Below are 22,141 nucleotides of genomic sequence, written 5' to 3' on the forward strand. Positions count from 1 at the left end.
GCCGACCCGCTGCGCCACGACCGGGTCGTGGCGCACGCCCGCGCCGCGCAGGGGCTACTGCGCTACCACGCGGTGATGGCCACTCCCGCACCCGATCGCATCGCGAACCTGGGCAGTGTGCGCGCGGAGATGATGGCCGAGAACCTGTGCGCGATCCTGGCCCGGGAACACCGCTGCGGCCCGAGTCTGATCTTCGCGCACAATGCGCATCTCCAACGCGCACGGTCCCTGATGTCCGCGGACTGCGGCGGGGTGAGCTGGGGCAGCGCCGGCGCCCTGGTCGGATCGGCGCTCGGTGATCGCTATCTGGTCGTGACCACCGACGCCGCCGAATCCAGCGATCCGCACACCCTGCAGGGCCTGCTGGCCCAGGCCGCCACCGGCCGCACCTTGTTTCCGGCACCGGATCTGCGTGCCACGCTCCCCGACGGGCTCGAGTCCGCCGAACCCCTTGTGCCCGGCCATATTCCGCTTCAGCCGTCCGATGTCGAGGCCGCCGACGCACTGATCCTGCTCACCGGCATCGACGTGAAGCAATACCGTTACTGGTAGCGGGATCAGGTCATGCCCAGATGCCGCAGCCGCGGCCACAATTGCGCCCACGACTCGTGAGGGCCCGTACACCACCACACCTTCTGACTCGACTCGTCCCCGATCATCGTGCGGCACTGGTCGAAACGACCGCGCAGCTCATCGATCTGCGAACCGATGTACAGCACGCTGCGCGCGGAATCCGGTGGGGCGGGGAAATATCCGTACGCGCGATTGCTGCTGTACGCGGGAGCAAGCCCGGCGTGCGAGTACACATCGATGTACGCGGCGACGATGTACGACTGGCCCATCACGATCGTGTCGCGGCGATCCTGCTCCGGCAGATCGTGATAGGCCGTCGCGGCTCGCCGCGCGATCGTCTGTGCCGCATCGGGTTCGGCCGCCGAGGTGGATATCACCACGATTCCCACCGCCGCGGCGGCGCTGATCGCGTACGCGGGCCCCACCACGCACCCCAGGCGGCCACCGGCCGACCGGCGCTGCTGGAATCCCAGCGCGCCCGCGGCGCACAGCGGACCGTAGATGCCGTCCAGATAGTAGGGCCGCCCGACCGTGACGACGAAGAAGACGAACAGCACGATGGCGCTCACCCCCACGAAGCGATACGGACGCAGCTCCGGAGCCCGCAGCAGCCGCCACAATCCGTACAGCGCCAACACCGTTCCGGCCACGCCGCTGACCGTGATCAGCGATAACGTCACACCGGGACGTCCCCCGTAGAGCGCCTCGGCCTCCGAGGCGACCACCGAACCCATCCGCAACTGCGGCCAGTCGTGGTGCGCCTGCCACAGCAGCGTCGGCGCGGCGATCAGCACACCGATACCGGCCCCGGCCCACAGCAGCGGGCGACGCAGCAGCTCACGCGGGCCGAATACCGCCGCGGCAGCGAGCAATACCGCACACAACAGCAGCACCTGGAATTTCGTCTCCGCGGCCACTCCGGCAACCACGCCGATCGCGAGCAGCAACCGATCCTGCCGGGTCCGGACCCACCGCACCAGCAGCCAGATCAGGGTCAGCCACTGCACCGGTTCGAGCGTGTACGGGGTGAGCCAGTGCCCGACCAGATTCGCCCACAGCGCGGTCGCCTGCGCCCCGGCGGTGAGCAGTTGCGCGCGCCGGTCACCGCCGAACTCCCGCGCGATCAGCGCCGCCACCACGACCGCCGCCGAGGTCGCCAGCACCGCCGGAAGCCGCAGCAGCACAAGCGAACCCGGGCCCAGCCAATCCAGCGCACCCGCCAGCGCCGGAGCCAGCGGCGGCTGATCCGCCGACCCCCACGCCAGGTGGTACCGCCCGATCGCCACCATGTACGCCTCGTCGAACCAGTAACCACCGCGAACACTGCACACCAGATGAACCACACCCACCACACCCGCGACCGCGCCCACCGCCCATCCGGCGACCGCGGGCACAGCCGGGACACGGGTCTCGGACCGCATCGTGAGCTGCACCGCCGGACCTCCTAGCGCGAACCTGCCGTGCCCCGATCCTGCCCCGCCCGAACACCCCCGCACATCACCCGCCGCGCATACCCGCGATGCGACCGCGGGACCACATCACCCCGCACACCTCATCCCTGGGGATCAGGAACACCGCAACGGACATCCGCACCTGTGCGTATGAGCGAGCCGGGCTGATCGGAAAGGTGATGAGCTGCGGGCGAACGGCTTTCAGGCACACACTGCCGTGCCCCGCCTGTTAGTTGTGTCTGCCGGACATCCGCACTCGCGAAGTGCGGTCAGCGCCCGCGAGGAGCTGTTCCGGTATTTCACCCTCACCCCAGCGGATCTGGCGTTCGTCGCCCCGCAGGGGCGTGGGGCGAGTGTGCGTTTGGGGTTGTCGGTGATCCTGTGCAGTCTGCCGTGGTTGGGATTCGTGCCGGACAATGTGGCCGCCGCGCCGCCGGTGGCGGTCGCGCGACTGGCTGGGCAGTTGAATGTCGATGCGGCGCAACTGCGTTCGTATGGTCGCCGGGCGCAGACGCGCAGCGAGCACGTACGACTGGCCGCGCAGTATCTGGGCTGGCGGCCGGGCGGGGCGATGGAGATGAAGGAGCTGGATGAGTTCCTGCTCGCGCGGGCGATGGAGCATGATTCGCCGACGCTGCTGTTCCGGCTCGCGTGCGAGTATCTGATCTCGGCGCGGGTGATCCGGCCTGGCCCGGTCACGCTCGTGGAGCGGGTTGCCCACGCCCGCCAGCAGGCGCAGACCGAGACCTACGATCGGCTGGCGCATGAGTTCACCCCCGAGCGGTGTGGGGCGCTGGATGCGCTGCTGGTCACCGATTCCTCGCTGGGGACCTCGCGATTGCGGTGGCTGTCGACCGGTCCGGTGGAGGCCTCGGCGCCCGCGGTGAAGGCCGAGGTGGAGAAGTTGGGGTTCCTGCGCGGGCTGGGTGCGAATCGGGTGGATATGTCGGTGCTTCCGGCCGAGCGCCGCCGGTTCCTGGCCACCATAGGCCGCCGGCTGGCTCCCCAAGCCCTCGAGCGCCGGGATCCGCAGCGCCGGTACCCGATTCTGCTGACGGTGCTGGCGCAGTCCGCTGCTGATGTGCTCGATGAGGTGGTGCAGTTGTTCGATCAGGCGATCTCGGCGAAGTTCGGGCAGGCCGAACGCCGGATGCAGCAACAGTTGGCCGAGCGCGGCAAGTCCGGGGAAGACCGGCAAGCGCTGCTCGATGAGCTACTGGCGATCATCAACGATCCCGCGATCGCGGACGAACAGGTCGGTGGCCTGGTCCGCGGCGACCGTATCGGGTGGGAGCGGTTGCGGGCAGCAGTCGCGCAGCCCGCCCGCGCCTGCCGCGCGATCACGGGCATCTGGCGGCCTTGAATTCGTCGTATTCGTATCTGCGGCAGTTCACTCCGGCGGTGATCTCGGCGGTGCGGTTCGCCGGTGGCACCGCCGCGACGGAGCTGCTGATCGCGGTCGACATGCTGCGTGAGTTGAACGCTGTGAACGCCCGCAAGGTGTTCGATGAGGCTCCGACCGGGTTCGTGCCCGCGAAGTGGCGCGGCTACCTCGAGGAGGCCCGTAAATCCGGCAGTGTCACCGCCTACCGGCACTACTGGGAGTTGTGCGTGCTGCTCGCGCTGCGCGACGGGCTCCGCAGCGGGGATGTCTTCGTACCCGGCTCACGCCGGTACGCCGATCCGGCGGCCTACCTGCTCACTCCCGGACAGTGGGAGCCGCAGCGCGCCGAGTTCTGCCGCCTGGTCGGCAAGTCCGCCGATCCCGGCCGAGCCCTCGCGGCCGCGGTCGACGAACTACACGACGCGGTCGGCGAGCTGGAGGCGGTGCTGTCCGAGGGCGAAGGCCCGGTTCGCCTGGATGAGGCCGGGGAGCTGGTGATCTCCCCGCTGACTGCGGAAGAGGTACCCGAGGAAGCCAAGGCGTTGAAGGCGGAGCTGACCGAGATGCTGCCGTTCGCGCCGATCGTGTCGCTGCTGATCGAGCTGGACAAACGCACCGGCTACCTGGACTGCTTCACTCACGCGACCGGAAAGCAGTCCCGCACACCGGAACTCAAACGCAACCTGATCGCGGTGTTGCTGGCGCACTCGACCAACCTGGGGTTGACTCGGATGGGCGAGGCGTGCGGGATCTCCTACGACATCCTGTCCTGGACCAGCGAATGGTACGTGCGGGAAGAAACCCTGCGGGCGGCGAACCTGGCGATCATCCCTGCCACTGACCACGATATTCGGTGCCGGGACGCTGTCCTCCAGCGACGGTCAACGGTTCCCCACCCGCGGCAAATCCCTCACCGCCAGAGCGTTGAGCCGGTACTTCGCCGAGGAAGGACTGTCCACCTACACCCATGTCACCGATCAGCACGCCACCTACGGCACGAAGATCATCGTCGCGACGAAACGCGAGGCCCACTACGTGCTGGACGAGATCCTGGGCAACGCAACCGATCTGCCGATCACCGAGCACGCCACCGATACGCACGGGGTGACGCTGGTGAATTTCGGGCTGTTCGATCTGCTCGGGTTGCAGCTCTCGCCCCGGATCCGGGACCTGGGCCGGATCACCCTGTACCGGCTGGGCCCGCGGGCCGAGGCCAAGGCCCGGTTCCCGCACGCGGGAGCGCTGCTGACTCGCAAGCTGAATCTGGACCTCATCGCCGAGCACTACGACGATCTGCTGCGCCTGGCCGGGTCGCTGAAGTTCGGGCACGCCACCGCCTCACTGCTGGTCGGCAAGCTCTCGGCCTCCAGCCGGCAGAACGCCCTGGCCGCGGCGCTCAAGGAGTACGGGGCGCTACGCCGCACGATCTACGCCGCGAAATACCTCTCGGATCCGGACTACCGGCGCAGGATCGCCCGCCAGCTCAACAAGGGCGAATCACTGCACGCGCTACGCCGCGACCTGCTGTATGCCCACGAGGGCATGATCCGAGCCCGCCACCTCGAGGGCCAGACCGAACAAGCCTGGTGCCTGACCCTGGCTGCGAACGCGGTCATCGCCTGGACCACAGAGTATTACGGGCTCGCGGTCGAGCAGATGCGCCGGACCGGCCGGTGGATCGACGACGAAGTCCTCGCGCACATCTCCCCGGCGCACAGCGAGAACATCAACTTCTTCGGCGCGATCGAGGTCGACATCGACGCCGAACTCGCTCAACTCGGCCCGACGGGCTATCGGCCGCTGCGGATGCGCGACACGTTGTTCTGATCGGCCCCGCGGGACCGCCGCCGCTCTCGACCGTCCCCCGCGTAAAGGTGCTGGGGCTCGAACCCACGCTCGCGCTCGCCGCGACCGGTGTCCGATGCCACTCTCATCAACGAGAGGCGCCGCCATCGAGGAGATGCGCGTAGGGGTCGTCGTCGGCGCCGATATGCTCGGGCATCGGGTAGTAGGTCTTGATCAGCAGATCACCGTCGACGTCCCAGGCGAATGTCTCGATGCTGAAAGCGGTCAGGACATCCTCGCCGGTGCCGAACTTGTTCTCACACACCCACGCCATCTCGTCGCCGTTGACCTGGACGGTCAACATGGTGATCTTCAGCAGCTGCTGGAACAGATCCCATCCGTGAGTGGTCGCCGCCTCGAACCCGGTCTTCTCCTCGGTGCCCACCGGGTCGAACAGGCGCACCCCGGCGGGGATGATCGTGCGCCACGAGGCGACCCACTCGTCCTTGCGGCCCGCGTTCCAGAGCTCGGCGTGCTTGGACGCATGCGCCAACCGCGCCGCGCGAGTCGGAACCCTGGTCATCTGTCGGTCCTTTCCGGCAGTGGCGCGCCACGACGACGCGCCAACACTGGACACTAGCGTAGACAACTGTCCAGGTGGAGGCAATGGGCCACTTCGGCACCTACAATTTCGGCGACACCCCCTGTATCTCGGACGGCGGGACGGCAATCCATTGGTGTCGTTAAATGGTCCTTTGACGACAGCTGCCGGGGGGCGGCTCCCGGGCCGCGCGGATCGTGCGGAAACGCCACACCCGATCCAATGCCGTCCGTTCCCGATTGACGACAGGGTTTGACGACAGATAGAACGGTGAACGGAAAGCAACCGCACCGGAGAAGGGACACCGCGGTCATGGCCGAACTCGTCTACACGCGGGTCTCCACCGACGAGCAGAGCACCGTGCGCCAGACCCACCTGCTCACCGAGGCCGGTCTGGTCGACGGCGCGCACGGCGTGCGGATGTTCGCCGACCCGGCCACCTCCTCCAAAATCCCGGCCCTACAACGCGACGGCTTCCGCCGGCTGGCCGGATACGCGCGCCCCGGTGACCGGCTCACCGTGTCCGAGCTGTACCGGCTGTGCCGCGACCTCGCCGACATCCTCGCCGTGCGCGACTGGTGCCAGCGGCATCAGGTGAAACTGCAGGTGCTGTCGGGCGCGCTGTCGGGCATCACCGACCTGGCCGCCGCCGACGCGACCACCACCATGCTGGTCAACGTGCTGATATCGGTCGGCCAGTTCCAGCGCGACCTGCAAAACGAACTCACCCGCGAGGGCCTGGCCGCCGCCTGGGCCCAAGGTGCCACATCAGGGCGCCGCCCCCAGGTCGCCACGAACGGGGATCTCGAACAAGTCCGCCACCAATATCGAGAAGGTGCCAGCATCGCCGCCCTTGCCCGGCAACACCGCGTCAGCCGGGTCGCGATCCGCACCGCACTGGCCGACCTGCTGCCCGGTCGCTCCGAACAACCCGCGCCCGCCGATGTCGACGAACCCCGCCCGATTCGAATCGAGATGCCGGGCAAGGTCGCCCGCCACCTCGCCGCCCGCACCGCCGCCCTCGGTGGGACCGAGCGCCACGCCCTACGCGACGGCCGGGAGGTACCGCGAGGCCAGGGCTACAGCCTGCACGTCACCGCTCCACCACACGTCCACCAGGCGCTGCTGGCCGCCGCCGAACCCCTCGCACACAGCGCCGCGGCCGCCGACCGCAAGGCCTACCGGATCTACCGCGACCGCCTCAGCCAACAACCCCCGACCTGACCAGCACCCAGAGCGCAGAACCCGCCCTCTACCAGCGAACACCCCGAACCTCGTTGGATTTTCGGCGATTACTACCGGAACCCCTGTTCGCAGCACGTCCCGCTGATGGCGGTCCGCCGCTCCGCGCGCACATCTCGGTCGCGTCCTATGACACCGCCGCGACGCGCCGCTGCGGTCGGCCCCGGGGAGAATCGGTCGTGATCGCGATGGAGGCGGCGCAATGGCGCCGCCACATGGCCGAGACCGTGATTACGCCTCGTCCCTCGGTCGGATGGCAGGCATGGAGTCGCCGCCCATGGAGACGCCGAATTGGGCCGGACAGCGGCACTGGTCTGCGGTATTGGAGAACTGGGGATGACCCGGTCTGCGGGCCCGGAGTCGTCGCGGGCTGCTGGCGACCACGATCACGGGTGTGCTGTGGCGGCGGAACGAACATTCGAAAGTTCTTGTGGCAGTGCCGCATTCCCTCGGTGACATGCTGCTGCGCCGAACCGAGGCGTCATCGTCGTGTGTGGTCGGTGCCCCGCGACGTGGACCAGGACCATCGGAGGGCGGCGGTGGCGCGTTCTATGGTGGCGCGCAGGTTTTTCCAGGCTCGGGGGTGTTCGTGGGCGTAGTTGTCCAGGGCGGTGGCGGACTCCTGGTCCGTCATCGGGGTTGCGGTCGCGGGGAGGGCACGTCGGGTGCCGGTCCAGACGCGCACACTCGGGTGGGCCTCGATGTTTCGGTACCACTGGGCGTTGCGGCAGAAGCCGGAGACCAGGAGTCGGAGTTCGGCAGTCAGCCCTGGGAATCACTGCTGCGCCGAGGGCGGCTGCTGTGCCCCGGACGGGGACGTGCCGGGTTGCGGTGGGACCGGCTGAGCCGGACCCGCCTGTACGGACGGCTGGCTCGTCGACGGGGCGTCCGGAGCGCTGCTCGGCTGCGGCGCGGTGGAAGGCTTGGCGGTGTCCGGCTGCTGTGAGGCGGTCGACGGGGTCTCGGCGCTCAGGGGAGTGCCGAATCCGCCCGGGCGTTGCAGGACGGTGGGCTGGGCTCCGGAATCCTGCGTCTGCCCGAATGCGTTGGGCGGCTGCGGAATCGGCCTCTGGCCCTCGGCCGGAGCTGGAGGCTGTCGCAGGATGGTCGGATCAGCGGCCGAGAGCTGGGGCGCTCCGTAAGGGGGCTGCTGCGGAGGCGGTGATGGGTACACAGGCTGCTGGGGCGCCGATGGCTGCTGCGGCGGTGGTTGCGGCGCGAACCCGGGCTGAGGGTAACCGGCAGGCTGGTACACGGGCTGCGGGGCGTATCCGGCGGGCGGCTGCGGGGCATGAAAACCGGTGGGAGGCTGAAGATTCTGCGCCACAGGTTGCGGCCACTGCGGAGCCTGCGCGGGAACGGGCCGCGGCTGCTGTGGCCAGCCGGGCGGTGCGGGGGTGCAGGGGCGAGCGGGAGAATGCGATGTATTCGAGCGAGAAGCTATGTACAGCAGGACTATTGCGGCGAGGGCGAGCAACACCGAGGGAATCGATAGCCAGAAGTTGTAGGCGTACTTGGGATAATTGGAGATGTTCGGGATGCCCGAGGTGAGGACATTGAACGGGCCGATGAATGCCATACCGGACGCGAGGGCGACAGTGACGCGGGACATGGTCGGATTGCGGTTCATCAGTGTCGATACGACGCCGTACACCGCGGTCCCGAGAAGGATGATCCATGTCAAGACATACCAGTCGGCTATCCAGTCGGCGTCACCCTCGTACACGAATGTGCGGACGACTCCGACGACGACGGCCAGCAGCGTCAGCCCCGCGGCTACCGTCAGCGGCACACTCCGCGGTGCGGCCGGACGCGCCCCCGGGTACGGCGAATTCGGTTGCACGACAGGCATACCCGGCTGCGCGGGCCACCCGTAACCCTGGGGCGGTGGCGACGGCATCGGCGCCGGGCCGGGCTGGTACGGGTTGGCCATCGCTGAAACTCCTTGCTGTCGTGCACAAATGCTCAATTCAGACGACGCTCAGCCTAAAGGGTTCGCACACGTCCGGCAGCATTACCGCGCAGCGCGGAGCCCCTCACCGGAGGCCGGTCGAAGTGGAGCCGCTGTGGATTGGCACCACAACTGTTCTGCCGCGTCCTCGAACCGTCCCCTCGCATACCGCTGGACGATCGGGACCGGCGACGCTCGGTTATCGTTCCTGCGCCCACGGCGGCGGCGCGAGGCGTTTGGGCGGTGACTGCCGATGATCGAGATACATCGGCGACTGTGCTTCGTCCTCGGTGGGTGCTTGCCGCGAATCGCTCGGTCCCGAGTGTTCGGAGGCCGACACGTCGTGCAGTTGCGGACGTCCGCCGTTCGGATGCGGCTGTCCGGGGCCGGGCTGCTGCGGCCACACCGGGGCGGCGGGTTCGGGATCGACCGGCGGCGGGGCCAGGAAGCCGCCGGGCTGTCGCAGCACCGGCTGACGCGGAGCGGACTGGGCCGGGATGGGCTCGGTGCCCGGCAGGCGCAGTGAGCTCCGCTGCGCGTCATCCGGTGCGTACGGCGTGTTCTGGGGCGGTCCGAACGGCTGGTGGACCGGGCCGCCGTTCGGCTGCGGATTGCCCTGATGCGGGGGAGCACCGTCGTGGAACCCGTTGCGCGGCGGCCCGGACGGGACGTCGGGGCGTTGCGGCGCGGGCGGTTGCGGCACATTGGGGCGACCCATGTTCAGCGGCGCGGTCTCGGGCGCGGGAACATTCGGCGCGATGAAATGGCCGGGCTGCATCGGCTCGCTCCCGTGCGGCGGGAACGGCGGCGGTGTGCGGAAACCGTCGTTCCGGTCGGGTTCGACGTTCGCGGGACCGGCGGGCGGCGGCCCGGCGGCCGGACCGGGCTGCGGGGTTTCGGCCATCGGCGGCGCAGCTTGCTGTGGATTCGCTGTGAAGTCCGGACGGGGCAGTACGGCCGTCGGCGGATCGATCGGCGGCACAGCGGGAAAGCCGTCGGTCGCGGCGTGGAACAACGCCGGATCGGGCTGTGCGAACGGTTCGGTCGGCGGAGTCTGCGCCGCCACGAATGGCCCCTGCGGCGGCGTCGCGCCGCGCGCGGCGGGTTCGGCCTCGGCGGAATGCGTTGTCGCACGCTCGGGTTCGGCGAGTTGCGACGCGAGACGTTCGGGCACATAGGGTTCCGGCGCTGGAGGCTGCGGCGCGCCGGTCGGTGCGGATTGCGGGCGCGGCGCGGATCCGGCCGGTCCGGACACGGCGAATTCGGATCCGTTCTCCTGCGGCGGCATCGGAGGTTCCGGTGCGAACGCCTCGGCCGATCCGGTCCGCGTACCCGGTTCGGGCAGGGACATTCCCGGCAGTTCCAGCGAGGAATACTCGGTCGTCGCGCGCTCGGCGGGCGGCGAAAACTCCTGCGGTGCTTCGGATATCGCGGGCTCGGGCCTGACCTGCCCGGATGGCTCGGGTTGCGACTGCTCGGCGAAGAGCGGCTCCGCGGGAGGCTGCGGCGGCGCAGTGAACGGCGAGCGCGGCGCCGGGGGAGCCTGCGTCTCCTCGTCGTCGGCGTCGGGTGCGCCGATCACACCGCCGGACTGCTCGACCACGCGCGCGGAGCGCGAGGGCAGGGGGCCGCCCTGGAAACGTGGCTGCGCGGCGTATTCGTCCTGGTAGCGCGGTGCGTCGAACTCCTCCTCGCGCTGCCGCGAGACGAATTCCTCGTCGGAATTCCGTTGCGGGTCCGCGGCTTCGGCCAGCTGCTCGGGTGACCACGACGCCCGATACAGTGCGATGATCGCGATCGCGGTGGTCACCACGATCGGAATCGCCGCCCACGTGCCGTATTTGCCGATCACGTCGTCGACCGAGCCGCCGGTGAGGTTCACCGCGTTGAACAGCAGCATCGCCCCGGCGCCCAGTCCGCCGGTGAGGCGGCCCACGGCGGGTTTCATCCCGGTCACCAGCAGCACACCGGCGGGAATGGCGATGATCGCGGCCAGCAGCGAGCCGAAATCGCGGGCGTGGATCTCGTAGCCGGGCTGCGAGAGCCCCCACACCAACCTGCCCAGATAGGTCAGTGTGGCCAGCAGCAGCATGACCGCCGCCAGGACGTCGGCCAGTGAATGCCGCCGTCCCCGGGGCGGTTCCGGCTCCGGCGTCCGGACCCGACCGGGGTCCGGCGCCACCGACATGGGCCGATTTCCGGGCGGGTGCGGGTTGTCCATCGGTGAAACTCCCTCGTAGCTACGCGAACACCCGGTAGCCTATTGGATGCTGCCGCCCGTGGCATATCGCTGTATCCCCAGGACCTCGGTCACGCGCGCGGTGAATTCCCGCGTATGAGTGCGCGCCCCGTTGTGCATGCCCGGGAATTCGGCGACCTCGATACCGAGCCGCGCGGCGATCTGCGCGGCCGGGCGCCCGGGCAGCAGCTGCCGCGAACCCGCGCCCACTCCGAGGACGAGCCGATCGGCCAGCGTGGCCAGCGTCGCGAAATCGGGGATGTACGAGGTGAATTCGCACAACTCGTATACCATCATGATCGCGGCGTTGGCGGCCAGTCGTGCCCACATGGCGGCTTGGTGCGGTGTGAGGTCGACCGGCTCGGGGCCCGGGGCCATCGCACCGCCGATGCCGTCGAGGAATCGCCGTGACGCTGCGGCCGTGCCCTGGGTGCGTGCCAGGTGGGAGACTTCCGTCACGAAGGCCCGATGTTCGGCGGCATCGGGCAGGACCGCGAAACAGGGCGGTTCGTGCGCGAGGAGTCCGCGCACCACCTCGGGATGACGGGCCAGCAGATCCATCCCGACGATCCCGCCGTCGCTGCTGCCCACGACATAGGCGGGCTCATCGGTGAGATGCCGCAGCAGCAGATACGCATCCTCGCTCTGCACCCGCACGTGCTGCTGCTCGGGCCGCCCGCTGTCCAACGTGCTGCGCGAATACCCCCGCGCGTCCATCGTGACGACGGTGACGTGCGGTGCGAGTATCTCGGCCATCTCATCGGCCCCGTTCGCGTCGCCCCCGCCGCCGGGCAGCATCAGCAGGACCGGACCCGCGCCGCGGATCTCATGGTAGATGGTCGCCCCGGGCACCGGGAAGGTATCGGATTTCATTGCAGCTCTGCGTCTTTCGTCATAGATCGGCACGCGGCGGGCGCACCGGTCGATCCGGCAGCCTCGCTATATTATGATTAGGATATTTCCTAATCATATTAGGATCAAGCGAATTGTCCTGCCTGACCGATCGGCGAATCCCCGTGTGCGCGGTTACCGTGGCCGGATGACTTCGGCTCTGCTGGAACAGGCCCTGTCTCACCGGTCCGGGCCGGTCCGGAAAGATCTGCCGGAGGACGACGAACTCGACAGCATCGCCGCGGACGCGGACCAGAGGCCGGCCTTCCAGGCCGCGTACCCGATCCATGCGTAGAACGGGCAACGATCACGGCACGCCGAGCGATCGAACCCGAAGTCGGTAATGCCCTGCGGCCCAGGCGATTTACGACATTTCTGGCTTGTCCTTGACGGCCGGTCGACCAGGTCCGGAGGTTGCGGACCCCAGCGTGCATCACTCGATGCTGTGCGCGATTTCGTGAGTCGGTTCGTAGAGGCCGATCTCCCCGGCGCCCGGGACGATCAGGGTGGTGCGCAGGCCCCAGCGTTCGCGAGTCGTGTCACTGGTGAATTCCACGCCCCGGGCCCGCAACTCCTCGACGGTCGCGGCGAGGTCGTCGCACATCAGGTACAGCTCGCAGCGGCCGCTGTCGGGGCCCTCGGCTGGATGGACCGCCAGCTCGGCCGGGGGTGATCGGAAGATCAGCCAGCCGTTCCCGGCATCCACGTGCGCCAGGCCGAGAACGTCGCGGAAGAAGTTGCGCGCGGCATCGGGATCGGCCGCGTAGACGATGGTGTGCGCGCCGGTGATCATGCGTCCATGCTATCGCCGAATCGGGGAGTCGAGGCAGTGCGCACCGGCTCGCGCCCCGGACGGCTGGCTCCGAGGCGCGAGCAAGTGCGGTCAGTGCACGAATTGTGTTGCGCGGTTGGCTATATCGAGGACCGACTGCGGCAGGATGCCCAGGACCAGGGTCGCCGCCGCGGTGAGCGCGACGACCGTGCTGGTGATCGGCGGGGCCACGATCTGCGGGGCGTCCTCGGGCGGATCGGTGAAGAACATCAGCACGATGACGCGAATGTAGAAGTAGGCCGCGATCGCGCTGCACACCACGCCGACGATCACCAGCCACGAGTACCCGCCGGTGGCTGCGGCCTGGAATACCGCGAACTTGCTCACGAATCCGCTGGTGAGCGGGATCCCCGCGAACGAGAGCAGGAACAGCGCGAAAATCGAGGCCAGCCACGGGGATTGGCGGCCCAGACCGGCCCACGCCGACATCGCGGTCGCCTCGTCGCCGACCCGGTCGCGCACCATCGTCACCACCGCGAACGCGCCGGTCGTGCTGAGCCCGTAGGCGATCAGATAGAACAGCACCGAGGACACGCCCTCGCTGTTCGCCGCGACGAGCGCGACCAGGATGAACCCGGCATGCGCGACCGAGGAGTAGGCGAGCACGCGTTTGACGTCGGTCTGGGTGATCGCCATGACCGCGCCGACCGCCATCGTGGCCACCGCGACCGCGGCCAGGATCGGCCGCCACGTCGCGCCCAGACCCGGCACCGCCACCATCAGCACGCGCAGCAGCGCACCCACCGCGGCGATCTTGGTGCCCGCGGCCATGAACGCGGTCACCGAGGTCGGCGCGCCCTGGTACACATCGGGCACCCACGCCTGGAACGGCACCGCGCCGATCTTGAACAGCAGCCCGACCGCGAGCATCGCGAGTCCCAGCACAGCAAGGGTTTTCGAGCCCGAATCCCGGGTCAGCGCGTCGGCGATACCCGAGAACCGCACGGTTCCGGCGTAGCCGTACAGCAGCGCCATCCCGTACAGGAAGAACGCGGAGGAGAACGCGCCCAGCAGGAAGTACTTCAGCGCCGCCTCCTGCGAGAGCAGCCTGCGGCGGCGCGCGAGCCCGCACAGCAGATACAGCGGCAGCGAGAGCACCTCGAGCGCCACGAACGCGGTGAGCAGATCGTTGGACGCCGGGAACAGCATGAGCCCGCCGACGGCGAACAGCGCGAGCGGGAACACCTCGGTGGTGGTGATTCCCGCACGCGCGGCGGCGATCTCGTCGGAACTGCCCGGCGTCGCGGAGGCCTGCGGAGTGAACGCGTCCACCGGCACCCGGGCTCCGGCGGCCAGGGCGGCGGTGCGGCTCCAGGTTCCCGGACCCTCGCGGTGGGCGCGGCCCAGGCGGGGTTCGATGCCGCGTTCGGCCATCAGCGCCAGCCCGAACAGGGCGGTCACCAGGATCGTGCCCTGCAGCACGAGGGTCACGTTGTCGATCGCGACCGCGCCGACCATGGCGGTGCTGTGCGTGCCCGCGAGCCCGATCACCATGACCAGGGCGACCACGAGTCCGGCCGCGCCCAGCAGCAGTTGCAGCACGTAGCGCCACGAGCGCGGCGCGAACGCCTCCACCAGCACCGCCACGACGGCGACGCCGAACACGATGAGCATCGGCGACAGGTCACGGTATTCGATCGAGGGGGCCGGAATCGACGCGGCGAGAAGGGAACTCACGGGTGTATACCTCCGTTCGCAGAGGCCGGGCCGGTGGCGGCGGGCGCCGCCCCGGACGCCCGGGGACCTCCGGCAGATCGACTGTGCTCGGATGCGGCCTGCGGCGCCGCGGGCGCGGGATCGTGTGCGCCGATCGTGCTGAGGGTCCCCGCGACGGCCGGATTTATGCGGTCCAGCAGCGGTTTCGGGTACGCGCCCAGGAACAGCAGCGCCGCGATGAGCGGTACCACCACCACGAGTTCACGCGGCAGCAGATCCCGCAGCCGCTCGTTGCCCTCCTTGACCGGGCCGGTCATCATCCGCTGGTACATCCACAGCACATAGAGCGCGGCGAGCACCAGCGCGCTGGCCGCGAAGACCGCCGCGACCGGGTACCGGGTGAATGTGCCCACCAGGACCAGGAATTCGCTGACGAACGGCGCGAGGCCGGGCAGCGACAACGTGGCCAGTCCGGCGATCAGGAACGTACCGGCCAGGATCGGCGCGACCTTCTGCACCCCGCCGAATTCGGCGATGAGCCGGGTTCCCCTGCGTGAGACCAGGAATCCGGCGATCAGGAACAGCGCTGCGGTGGAGATGCCGTGGTTGACCATGTAAAGCGTTGCGCCCGAACCGCTCTGGTTGGTCATGGCGAAGATGCCCAGGATGATGAAACCGAAGTGCGAGATCGAGGTGTAGGCGATCAGGCGCATCACATCGCGCTGCCCGATCGCCACGACCGCGCCGTATACGATGCCGACCACGGCCAGCACGCTGATCAGCGGCGCATAGGTTTTCGAGGCGTGCGGGAACAGCAGCAGGCAGTACCGCAGCATGCCGAAGGTGCCGACCTTGTCGACCACCGCCATCATCAGCACCGCACTGGACGGGGTCGCCGAGACCGCCGCGCCGGGCAGCCAGGTGTGCAGCGGCCACAGCGGCGCCTTGACCGCGAACGCGAACATGAATCCCAGGAACAGTGCGTTGAGCACCGCGGGCCCCGCGCCCAGGTGTCCGGTCGCCGCCGCCTGGACCACGGCCCGGAAATCGAAGGTCCCGCCGGCGCCGCCCAGACGCTGCCGCGCGGTGAGCACGTAGAGCCCGATCACCGCCGCGAGCATGATCAGTCCTCCGAACAGGTTGTACAGCAGGAACTTCACCGCCGCGTGCGAACGTGCCCGGCGCAGTTCGGCATTCGCGCCGTGTGGCCCGAATCCGCCGATCAGGAAGTACATCGGGATCAGCATGACCTCGAAGAACACGTAGAACAGCAGGATGTCCAGCGAGACGAAGGACACCAGCACCATCGACTCGACCACCAGCGTCAGCGCCACGTAGATGTGCGCCACGCGCCGCCCGCCGCCGACCTCGTCCTCATCACGCCAGCCGGCCAGGATCAGCAGCGGCACCAGCCCGGTGGTCAGCAACACCAGCGCGAGCGCGATGCCGTCGAGGCCGAGTGTGTACCCCGCGCCGAAAGCCGGTATCCACCGGTGTGATTCGACCATCTGATACTGCGGCCCGCCGGGGGTGAACCGCGCCGCGATCACGATCGCGATCACCAGCGTGGCCACCGCCACCACCAGCCCGGTGGCCCGCGCCGCGGTCCGCCGGGCCCGCGGCACCGCCACCACGACCGCTGCGCCGATCAACGGCAGGACCCACAGGGTTGTCAGCCAGGGATAGTTCACATCGACCTCACCGTGAGCAGGGCGGCGACCATCGGGGCCGCACGGGTGAACATGGACAGCGCGCTCATAGGAAACTCACCACCAGCAACGCCGCGACCACCAGGGCCGCGCCGGTGAGCATGGACAGCGCGTAGGAGCGCACGAATCCGGTTTGCACGCGGCGGATCCGGGTGGAGACCGCGCCGATGACCGTCGCCGTGGAGTTGACCAGACCGTCGATGCCCCGGGTGTCGAGGAAGACCAGCGAGCGGGTCAGGCGAGCGCCCGGTCGCATGAACGCGGCCTCGTTGACCGCGTCGCCGTACAGGTCGCGGCGCGCGGCGACGGTGAGTGCGGACACCTGCGCCGGTGCGGTCTCGGGGACGGGCTGTTGCCCGTACTGGCGGTACGCGAGCGCCACACCGGCCGCGACGACCAGCAGCGCGAGTGCCGTGACCACCCAGGAGGGCATGCCGGCTTCGGCATGTTCCTGTCCGACAACGGGTCCGAGCCAGTTCTGCAGCGAGGACCCGAAGAAGAACACCCCGCCGGAGAACACCGAGCCCAGTGCCAGCACGATCATCGGGCCGGTCATCGAGACGGGCGATTCGTGCGGATGCGTGTCGGGCCGCCAGCGACGTTTCCCGAAGAAGGTCAGCAGCATCACCCGGGTCATGTAGAACGCGGTGATCCCCGCACCCAGCAGCGCCGCGACGCCGAGGGTGACTCCGCTCGCGCCGCCGTATCCGAAGGCGGCCTCGATGATGCGGTCCTTGGAGAAGAATCCGGCGAACGGCGGCACCCCGATGATGGCCAGATATCCGAGCCCGAAGGTGACGAACGTGATCGGCATGAGCGCGCGCAGGCCGCCGTAGCGGCGCATATCGGTTTCGTCGTTCATCGCGTGCATCACCGATCCCGCGCCGAGGAACAGTCCGGCCTTGAAGAATCCGTGCGTGAGCAGATGCATGATCGCCACCGCGTATCCGGCCGGGCCCAGGCCCGCGGCCAGCACCATGTAGCCGATCTGGCTCATGGTCGAGGCGGCCAGGGCCTTCTTGATGTCGTCCTTGGCGCAGCCGATGATCGCGCCGAACAGCAACGTCACCGCGCCCACGATCAGCACGCCCGCGCGGGCGCCGGGCGCGAGGTCGAAGATGGCGTTCGAGCGGGCGATCAGGTATACCCCGGCGGTCACCATGGTCGCGGCGTGGATCAGCGCCGAGACCGGCGTCGGGCCCTCCATCGCGTCCCCGAGCCAGGACTGCAGCGGCACCTGCGCGGATTTACCGCACGCGCCCAGCAGCAGCAACAGCCCGATCGCGGTGAGCGTGCCCTGTCCGGCATGCGGCGCACCGGCGAACACCTGCCCGAAATCGAGTGAGCCGAAGGTGGCGAACATGACGAACAACGCGGTCGCCAGGCCCATATCGCCGACCCGGTTGACCACGAAGGCCTTCTTCGCCGCGGTCGCGGCCGAAGGCTTGTGGTACCAGAACCCGATCAGCAGATAGGACGCCAGGCCCACGCCCTCCCAGCCCAGATACAGCACCAGGTAGTTGCCCGCCATGACCAGCACCAGCATCGCGGCCAGGAACAGGTTCAGGTAGGCGAAGAACCGCCGCCGCCCCGGATCGTGCGCCATGTAGCCGACCGAGTACAGGTGGATCAGCGATCCGACCCCGGTGATCAGCAGGGCGAAGCAGATCGAGAGCTGGTCCAGTTGCAGGGTGAAGTTCACCTGTAGTCCGGCCGCGGGCACCCAGGTGAACAGGTCGTGGTGGATCGCGCGGGTGGCATCGGAGCGGCCGAGCATATCGGTGAAGGCCCACACCGCGATCGCGAAGGAGCCGAGTGCGGCCAGCACGCCGAGCCAATGTCCCCAGGCATTGCTCGCACGGCCGGCCAGCAGCAGGATCACCGCACCGGCCAGCGGGATCGTCGGCAGGAGCCACAGCATCATCTGCGTGGTGTCCATATCAGTACTTCAGCAGGTTGGCGTCGTCGACCGAGGTCGAGCGGCGGGCGCGGAAGATGGTCATGATGATGGCCAGGCCGATGACGACCTCGGCCGCGGCCACGACCATCGTGAAGAAGGCGAACACGTGACCGTCGAGATTGCCGCGTTCGCGGGCGAAGGTGACGAACGCGAGGTTCACCGCGTTGAGCATCAGCTCGATGCACATGAACACCACGATCGCGTTGCGCCGCACCAGGACTCCGGCCGCGCCGATGGTGAACAGCAGCGCCGAGAGGTACAGGTAGTTGTCCGGATTCACCGCAGAGCCTTTCTGGTCAGCCGTGCGTGGGGTCGTCGTCGCCGGAGCCGTCGCGGGTTCCGGACCGGCCGTTGTCGTCGGAATCGGTGAGGCCCACGCCGATGACCGCGGCCTCGGTGTTCGCGCGGTGGCGGCGGTGGCGCAGGATGGTGCTGACCGACAGTTCGGCGAACGAGCCATCGGGCAGGCGCGCGGGGACGTCGACCGCGTTGTGCCGGGCGTACACGCCCGGAGTGGGCAGCGGGGTGACCCGATCGCCTTGGCGCACACGACGTTCGGACATCTCGCGCTGGTCGGTGCGCGGCCCGAACCGTTCGCGGTGGGCGAGCACCATCGCGCCGATCGTGGCGGTGATCAGCAGCGCGCCGGTGAGTTCGAACGCCCATACGTAACGCACGAAGATCAGTTCGGCCAGTGCGCCGATGGTGTCCTGGCCGAAGCCCGGTCCGGGGCGCGCGACCGAATGATCGCGCACGCCACGGTCGATCGCGGCGATGAGGATCAGACCGAAGCCGATCCCGACGACCAGGACCGCGATCCGGTGCCCGCGCAGGGTCTCGCGCAACGATTCCGAGGAGTCCACGCCGACGAGCATCAGCACGAACAGGAACAGCATCATCACCGCGCCGGTGTAGACCACGATCTGCACCACACCCAGGAACAGCGCGTTCTCGGCGATGTAGAACACCGACAGGGTGATCATGGTGCCCGCCAGGCACATCGCGGCATGCACGGCCTTGCGCGCGCACACCATGCCGATCGCGCCGGCGACCGCGACCACGGCCAGCACCCAGAACAGCACCGCCTCACCGGTGGAAGCGCGCACCGCGTGCGCGGCCAGCGGCATCTGCTGGGTGGACGAAACCAGTTGTGTCGCAATAGGTATCATCGCGAACCTCCTTCGGGTCCGACGTTCGGCGCGGCGAGGACGTCGCGGTCACGCTGATGCGGGAATGCGGCGGTGCGGGATCTCCGGTGGCTCTGATGGGTCCGGCCGGAGGTCCTGCGGGGTCGGTCCGGGTGCGAGGCGGTAGTCATCGCAGGGCTCCTTCCGCACCGGCGGCCGCGGCTGCCTGATTCGGATCCTGGCCTGCGGCAAGGCTTCCCAGGACGTCGATGTTGCCCAGGTAGTAGTCCTGTTCGGTGGTGCCGGGGACCATGGCGTGCGGCGGGAGGGTCATGCTCGGTTCCAGCGGGGCCAGCAGCCGGTCCTTCTCGTAGATCAGGTCGGCGCGGTTGTCGTCGGCGAGTTCGTATTCGTTGGTCATCGTCAGCGCGCGGGTGGGGCACGCCTCGATGCACAGTCCGCAGCCGATGCAGCGCAGGTAGTTGATCTGGTAGACGCGCCCGTACCGTTCACCGGGGGAGAAGCGTTCGCTCTCGGTGTTGTCGGCGCCCTCGACGTAGATCGCGTCGGCCGGGCACGCCCACGCGCACAGTTCGCAGCCGATGCATTTCTCCAGCCCGTCCGGGTGGCGGTTGAGCTGGTGTCGGCCGTGGTAGCGGGGTGCGGTGGGTTCCTTGACCTCCGGGTAGAACTCGGTGTTGGGCTTTTTGAACATGGTCAGGAAGGTGACCGCGAAACCGCCGAACGGTTCGAGCAGACCGGGTTTCGAGCCGCGCGGTGCGGGGGAGGCGGGCATCGGCGGGACCGGGAATCCGGCGTATTCCGTTGCCGGGGACGCGGATTCGGTAGGCGCGGGCCGGTTGTTGCCGCGCAGCCCGGCGCGGACCACCGCCGCGAGCAGTAGCAGCGTCAGCACGATGCCGCCGATGACCAGTCCCACGGTCTGCACGTGATATCCGTTGTCCTGCAACACTTTCAGCACCGCCACGCACATCACCCACAGCAGCGAGGCCGGGATGAGCAGCTTCCAGCCCAGGTTCATGAACTGGTCGTAGCGCAGTCGCGGCAGGGTGCCGCGCAGCCAGATGAACACGAACAGGAACACCCACACCTTGGCGGTGAACCACAGCAGCGGCCACCAGCCCGAATTCGCTCCCGCCCACAGGTTCAGCGGAAACGGCGCGTGCCAGCCGCCGAAGAACAGCGTGGTGGCCAGCGCCGAGACGGTGCCCATGTTGATGTACTCGGCCATCATGAACATCGCGAACTTGAGCGAGGAGTACTCGGTGTGGAAGCCGCCGACGAGTTCGCCCTCGGCCTCGGGCAGGTCGAACGGCGCGCGGTTGGTTTCCCCGACCATCGATACCGCGTAGATCACGAACGCCGGCAGCAGCAGGAACACGTTCCAGGTGCCGAACTGGTGCGCGACGATGCCGGAGGTGGACATGGTGCCGGTCAGCAGGAACACCGCCGCGAAACAGGCGGCCATGGCGATCTCGTAGGAGATCACCTGCGCGGTCGAGCGCAGCCCGCCCAGCAGCGGATAGGTCGACCCGGATGCCCAGCCGGCCAGCACGATACCGTAGACGCCGACCGAGGCCATGGCCAGGATGTACAGCACCCCGACGGGCATATCGGTCAGTTGCAGCGGGGTGCGGGTGCCGAAGATCGAGACTTCCGGCCCGAACGGCATCACCGCGAACGCCATCACCGCCGGAATCAGCGAAATAACCGGCGCCAGAATGAATATCGGCTTGTCCACGATCGTCGGGACGATGTCCTCCTTGAGGAGCATCTTGACCCCGTCGGCGATGGATTGCAGGGTGCCGTTCGGGCCGACCCGGTTCGGGCCCACGCGCATCTGCATGAACGCGACGATCTTGCGTTCCACGTAGACGCCCAGCATCGGGATCAACAGCAGGAAGATGAAGATCGCGACGCATTTCACGATCACCAGCCACCACGGGTCGTGGCCGAATGCGTTCAGGTCGGTCACGACCGGACCTCCTCGACGGTCGGGCGGGACATTTCCGTCATCGCGCGGATGCGTGGTGTCGCGAACTCACTCACGGTGGTCCTCCCGTCGGATCCGCACCAGATGGCCGGGAGTGACCATGAGGTTCTCGTACACCGCCGAACCCGGCGAGTTCAGCGGCAGCCACACGACCCGGTCGGGCATGTCGGTCACCGCCAGGGGCAGGGTGAGGTGGCCGTGATCGTTGCTCACATGCACCGGATCGCCGGTGCTTGCGCCGATCGCGGCCGCGGTGTCGTGCGACAGGCGCACCACCGGGGGCCGTGCGGTCCCGGCCAGGTTCGCCTCGCCGTCCTGCATGCGGCCCGCATCGAGCAGCATGCGCCAGCCGGCCAGCACGGCGGTCCCGGGTTTGGCCGCGGGGACCGGTTCGGGCATCGTGTCCGGGCCGGTGGCCGGTGGACCGTCCCAGGTGCCCAGGCTCGCCAATTCCGCACGGGCCGAAGCGATATCGGGCAGGCCGAGCGGGATGCCCATCTCCTCGGCGATGGCGTGCAGGACGCGGTGATCGGCCGGCTGGGCGGTCTGGCGGCGGACGGTGGGATCGGCGAGGGCGGCGTCGAATTCGCGGCTGCGGCCCTCCCAGGTCAGGAAGGTGCCCGCCTTCTCCATGGCGGTCGCGACCGGGAAGACGACGTCGGCGCGGTCGGTGACGTCGCTGCTGCACAGTTCCAGGGCCACGACGAAGCGGGCGGCGTCGATGGC

At 68.6% G+C, this 22,141-nt stretch carries 17 protein-coding genes and 1 pseudogene; 4 read left to right on the forward strand and 14 right to left on the reverse strand.

Annotated elements, in window-relative coordinates:
• Nucleotides 1-552, forward strand: a 552-nt coding sequence (locus tag NM2_RS44675; protein ID WP_174575757.1) for an erythromycin esterase family protein, incomplete at its 5' end; no start/stop codon positions are given.
• A 5-nt stretch (nucleotides 553-557) separates the two neighbouring features.
• Here the strand turns inward: NM2_RS44675 and NM2_RS44680 are convergent.
• A complete protein-coding gene (locus tag NM2_RS44680) occupies nucleotides 558-2,006 on the reverse strand; it encodes an ArnT family glycosyltransferase (RefSeq protein ID WP_281182843.1) in 1,449 nt (482 codons plus the stop codon).
• 235 nt (nucleotides 2,007-2,241) lie between these two features.
• Here NM2_RS44680 and NM2_RS53235 point away from each other — a divergent pair.
• Nucleotides 2,242-5,235, forward strand: a pseudogene (locus tag NM2_RS53235) (Tn3 family transposase).
• Nucleotides 5,236-5,341: 106 nt separating this feature from the next.
• Here NM2_RS53235 and NM2_RS44690 read toward each other — a convergent pair.
• Nucleotides 5,342-5,776 (reverse strand): hypothetical protein, encoded by a 435-nt coding sequence (locus NM2_RS44690; RefSeq protein WP_067683253.1) that lies wholly within the window; start codon nucleotides 5,774-5,776, stop codon nucleotides 5,342-5,344.
• Nucleotides 5,777-6,064: 288 nt separating this feature from the next.
• Between NM2_RS44690 and NM2_RS44695 the strand changes: the two genes are divergently transcribed.
• Entirely contained in the window at nucleotides 6,065-7,018 is a 954-nt protein-coding gene (locus tag NM2_RS44695) for a recombinase family protein (RefSeq protein WP_218026120.1), read from the forward strand.
• A gap of 499 nt (nucleotides 7,019-7,517) precedes the next feature.
• Here the strand turns inward: NM2_RS44695 and NM2_RS44700 are convergent, their stop codons facing one another.
• The 4 genes from NM2_RS44700 to NM2_RS44715 form a co-directional block, all read right to left on the reverse strand.
• Nucleotides 7,518-7,802, reverse strand: coding sequence for a nitroreductase family deazaflavin-dependent oxidoreductase (locus NM2_RS44700; protein WP_084532286.1), 285 nt, complete (start codon nucleotides 7,800-7,802; stop codon nucleotides 7,518-7,520).
• 9 nt (nucleotides 7,803-7,811) lie between these two features.
• Nucleotides 7,812-8,969 carry a PAT1 family protein gene (locus NM2_RS44705; protein ID WP_157121902.1) on the reverse strand — a complete coding sequence of 386 codons (1,158 nt, stop codon included), beginning with the start codon at nucleotides 8,967-8,969 and terminating at the stop codon, nucleotides 7,812-7,814.
• 217 nt (nucleotides 8,970-9,186) lie between these two features.
• Nucleotides 9,187-11,208, reverse strand: a complete 2,022-nt coding sequence (locus NM2_RS44710) for a hypothetical protein (RefSeq protein WP_157121905.1) — start codon at nucleotides 11,206-11,208, stop codon at nucleotides 9,187-9,189.
• A gap of 39 nt (nucleotides 11,209-11,247) precedes the next feature.
• The gene (locus NM2_RS44715; protein ID WP_067683262.1) at nucleotides 11,248-12,099 is read right to left on the reverse strand and encodes an alpha/beta fold hydrolase; all 852 of its coding nucleotides are present in this window, start codon (nucleotides 12,097-12,099) and stop codon (nucleotides 11,248-11,250) included.
• 166 nt (nucleotides 12,100-12,265) lie between these two features.
• Here NM2_RS44715 and NM2_RS49910 point away from each other — a divergent pair, with 166 nt between their 5' ends.
• Entirely contained in the window at nucleotides 12,266-12,412 is a 147-nt protein-coding gene (locus NM2_RS49910) for a hypothetical protein (RefSeq protein WP_157121908.1), read from the forward strand.
• 138 nt (nucleotides 12,413-12,550) lie between these two features.
• Here NM2_RS49910 and NM2_RS44720 read toward each other — a convergent pair whose 3' ends face one another.
• From NM2_RS44720 to NM2_RS44755, 8 genes are all read right to left on the reverse strand, one after another.
• On the reverse strand, nucleotides 12,551-12,910 hold the full coding sequence (locus NM2_RS44720; protein WP_067683264.1) for a VOC family protein: 360 nt from the start codon (nucleotides 12,908-12,910) through the stop codon (nucleotides 12,551-12,553).
• Nucleotides 12,911-13,000: 90 nt separating this feature from the next.
• Nucleotides 13,001-14,626 (reverse strand): NADH-quinone oxidoreductase subunit NuoN, encoded by a 1,626-nt coding sequence (gene nuoN, locus NM2_RS44725; RefSeq protein ID WP_067683266.1) that lies wholly within the window; start codon nucleotides 14,624-14,626, stop codon nucleotides 13,001-13,003.
• Nucleotides 14,623-16,296: an NADH-quinone oxidoreductase subunit M gene (locus NM2_RS44730; protein ID WP_084532288.1), complete on the reverse strand. Its 1,674-nt coding sequence runs from the start codon at nucleotides 16,294-16,296 to the stop codon at nucleotides 14,623-14,625. The genes nuoN and NM2_RS44730 overlap by 4 nt, the downstream gene beginning before the upstream one ends.
• A gap of 64 nt (nucleotides 16,297-16,360) precedes the next feature.
• Nucleotides 16,361-18,253, reverse strand: a complete 1,893-nt coding sequence (gene nuoL / locus NM2_RS44735; protein WP_067683268.1) for an NADH-quinone oxidoreductase subunit L — start codon at nucleotides 18,251-18,253, stop codon at nucleotides 16,361-16,363.
• 1 nt (nucleotide 18,254) lies between these two features.
• The gene (nuoK, locus tag NM2_RS44740) at nucleotides 18,255-18,554 is read right to left on the reverse strand and encodes an NADH-quinone oxidoreductase subunit NuoK (protein ID WP_067683270.1); all 300 of its coding nucleotides are present in this window, start codon (nucleotides 18,552-18,554) and stop codon (nucleotides 18,255-18,257) included.
• A gap of 16 nt (nucleotides 18,555-18,570) precedes the next feature.
• A complete protein-coding gene (locus NM2_RS44745) occupies nucleotides 18,571-19,401 on the reverse strand; it encodes an NADH-quinone oxidoreductase subunit J (RefSeq protein WP_067683273.1) in 831 nt (276 codons plus the stop codon).
• Between the two features lie 187 nt (nucleotides 19,402-19,588).
• Nucleotides 19,589-21,397, reverse strand: a complete 1,809-nt coding sequence (nuoH, locus tag NM2_RS44750; protein WP_067683275.1) for an NADH-quinone oxidoreductase subunit NuoH — start codon at nucleotides 21,395-21,397, stop codon at nucleotides 19,589-19,591.
• Nucleotides 21,398-21,463: 66 nt separating this feature from the next.
• The coding region (locus NM2_RS44755; RefSeq protein WP_157121911.1) for a molybdopterin dinucleotide binding domain-containing protein at nucleotides 21,464-22,141 on the reverse strand (678 nt) is incomplete at its 5' end.

Source organism: Nocardia miyunensis NBRC 108239 (assembly GCF_001613065.1).
Taxonomy (GTDB): Bacteria; Actinomycetota; Actinomycetes; order Mycobacteriales; family Mycobacteriaceae; genus Nocardia; species Nocardia miyunensis.

Coding starts and splice junctions, on each gene's coding strand:
- NM2_RS44690 (WP_067683253.1), bottom strand. CDS start 5,776: ATGACCAGGGTTCCGACTCGCGCGGCGCGGTTGGCGCATGCGTCCAAG.
- NM2_RS44705 (WP_157121902.1), bottom strand. CDS start 8,969: ATGGCCAACCCGTACCAGCCCGGCCCGGCGCCGATGCCGTCGCCACCG.
- NM2_RS44710 (WP_157121905.1), bottom strand. CDS start 11,208: ATGGACAACCCGCACCCGCCCGGAAATCGGCCCATGTCGGTGGCGCCG.
- NM2_RS44715 (WP_067683262.1), bottom strand. CDS start 12,099: ATGAAATCCGATACCTTCCCGGTGCCCGGGGCGACCATCTACCATGAG.
- NM2_RS49910 (WP_157121908.1), top strand. CDS start 12,266: ATGACTTCGGCTCTGCTGGAACAGGCCCTGTCTCACCGGTCCGGGCCG.
- NM2_RS44720 (WP_067683264.1), bottom strand. CDS start 12,910: ATGATCACCGGCGCGCACACCATCGTCTACGCGGCCGATCCCGATGCC.
- nuoL (WP_067683268.1), bottom strand. CDS start 18,253: ATGGACACCACGCAGATGATGCTGTGGCTCCTGCCGACGATCCCGCTG.
- NM2_RS44745 (WP_067683273.1), bottom strand. CDS start 19,401: ATGCCGCTGGCCGCGCACGCGGTGCGCGCTTCCACCGGTGAGGCGGTG.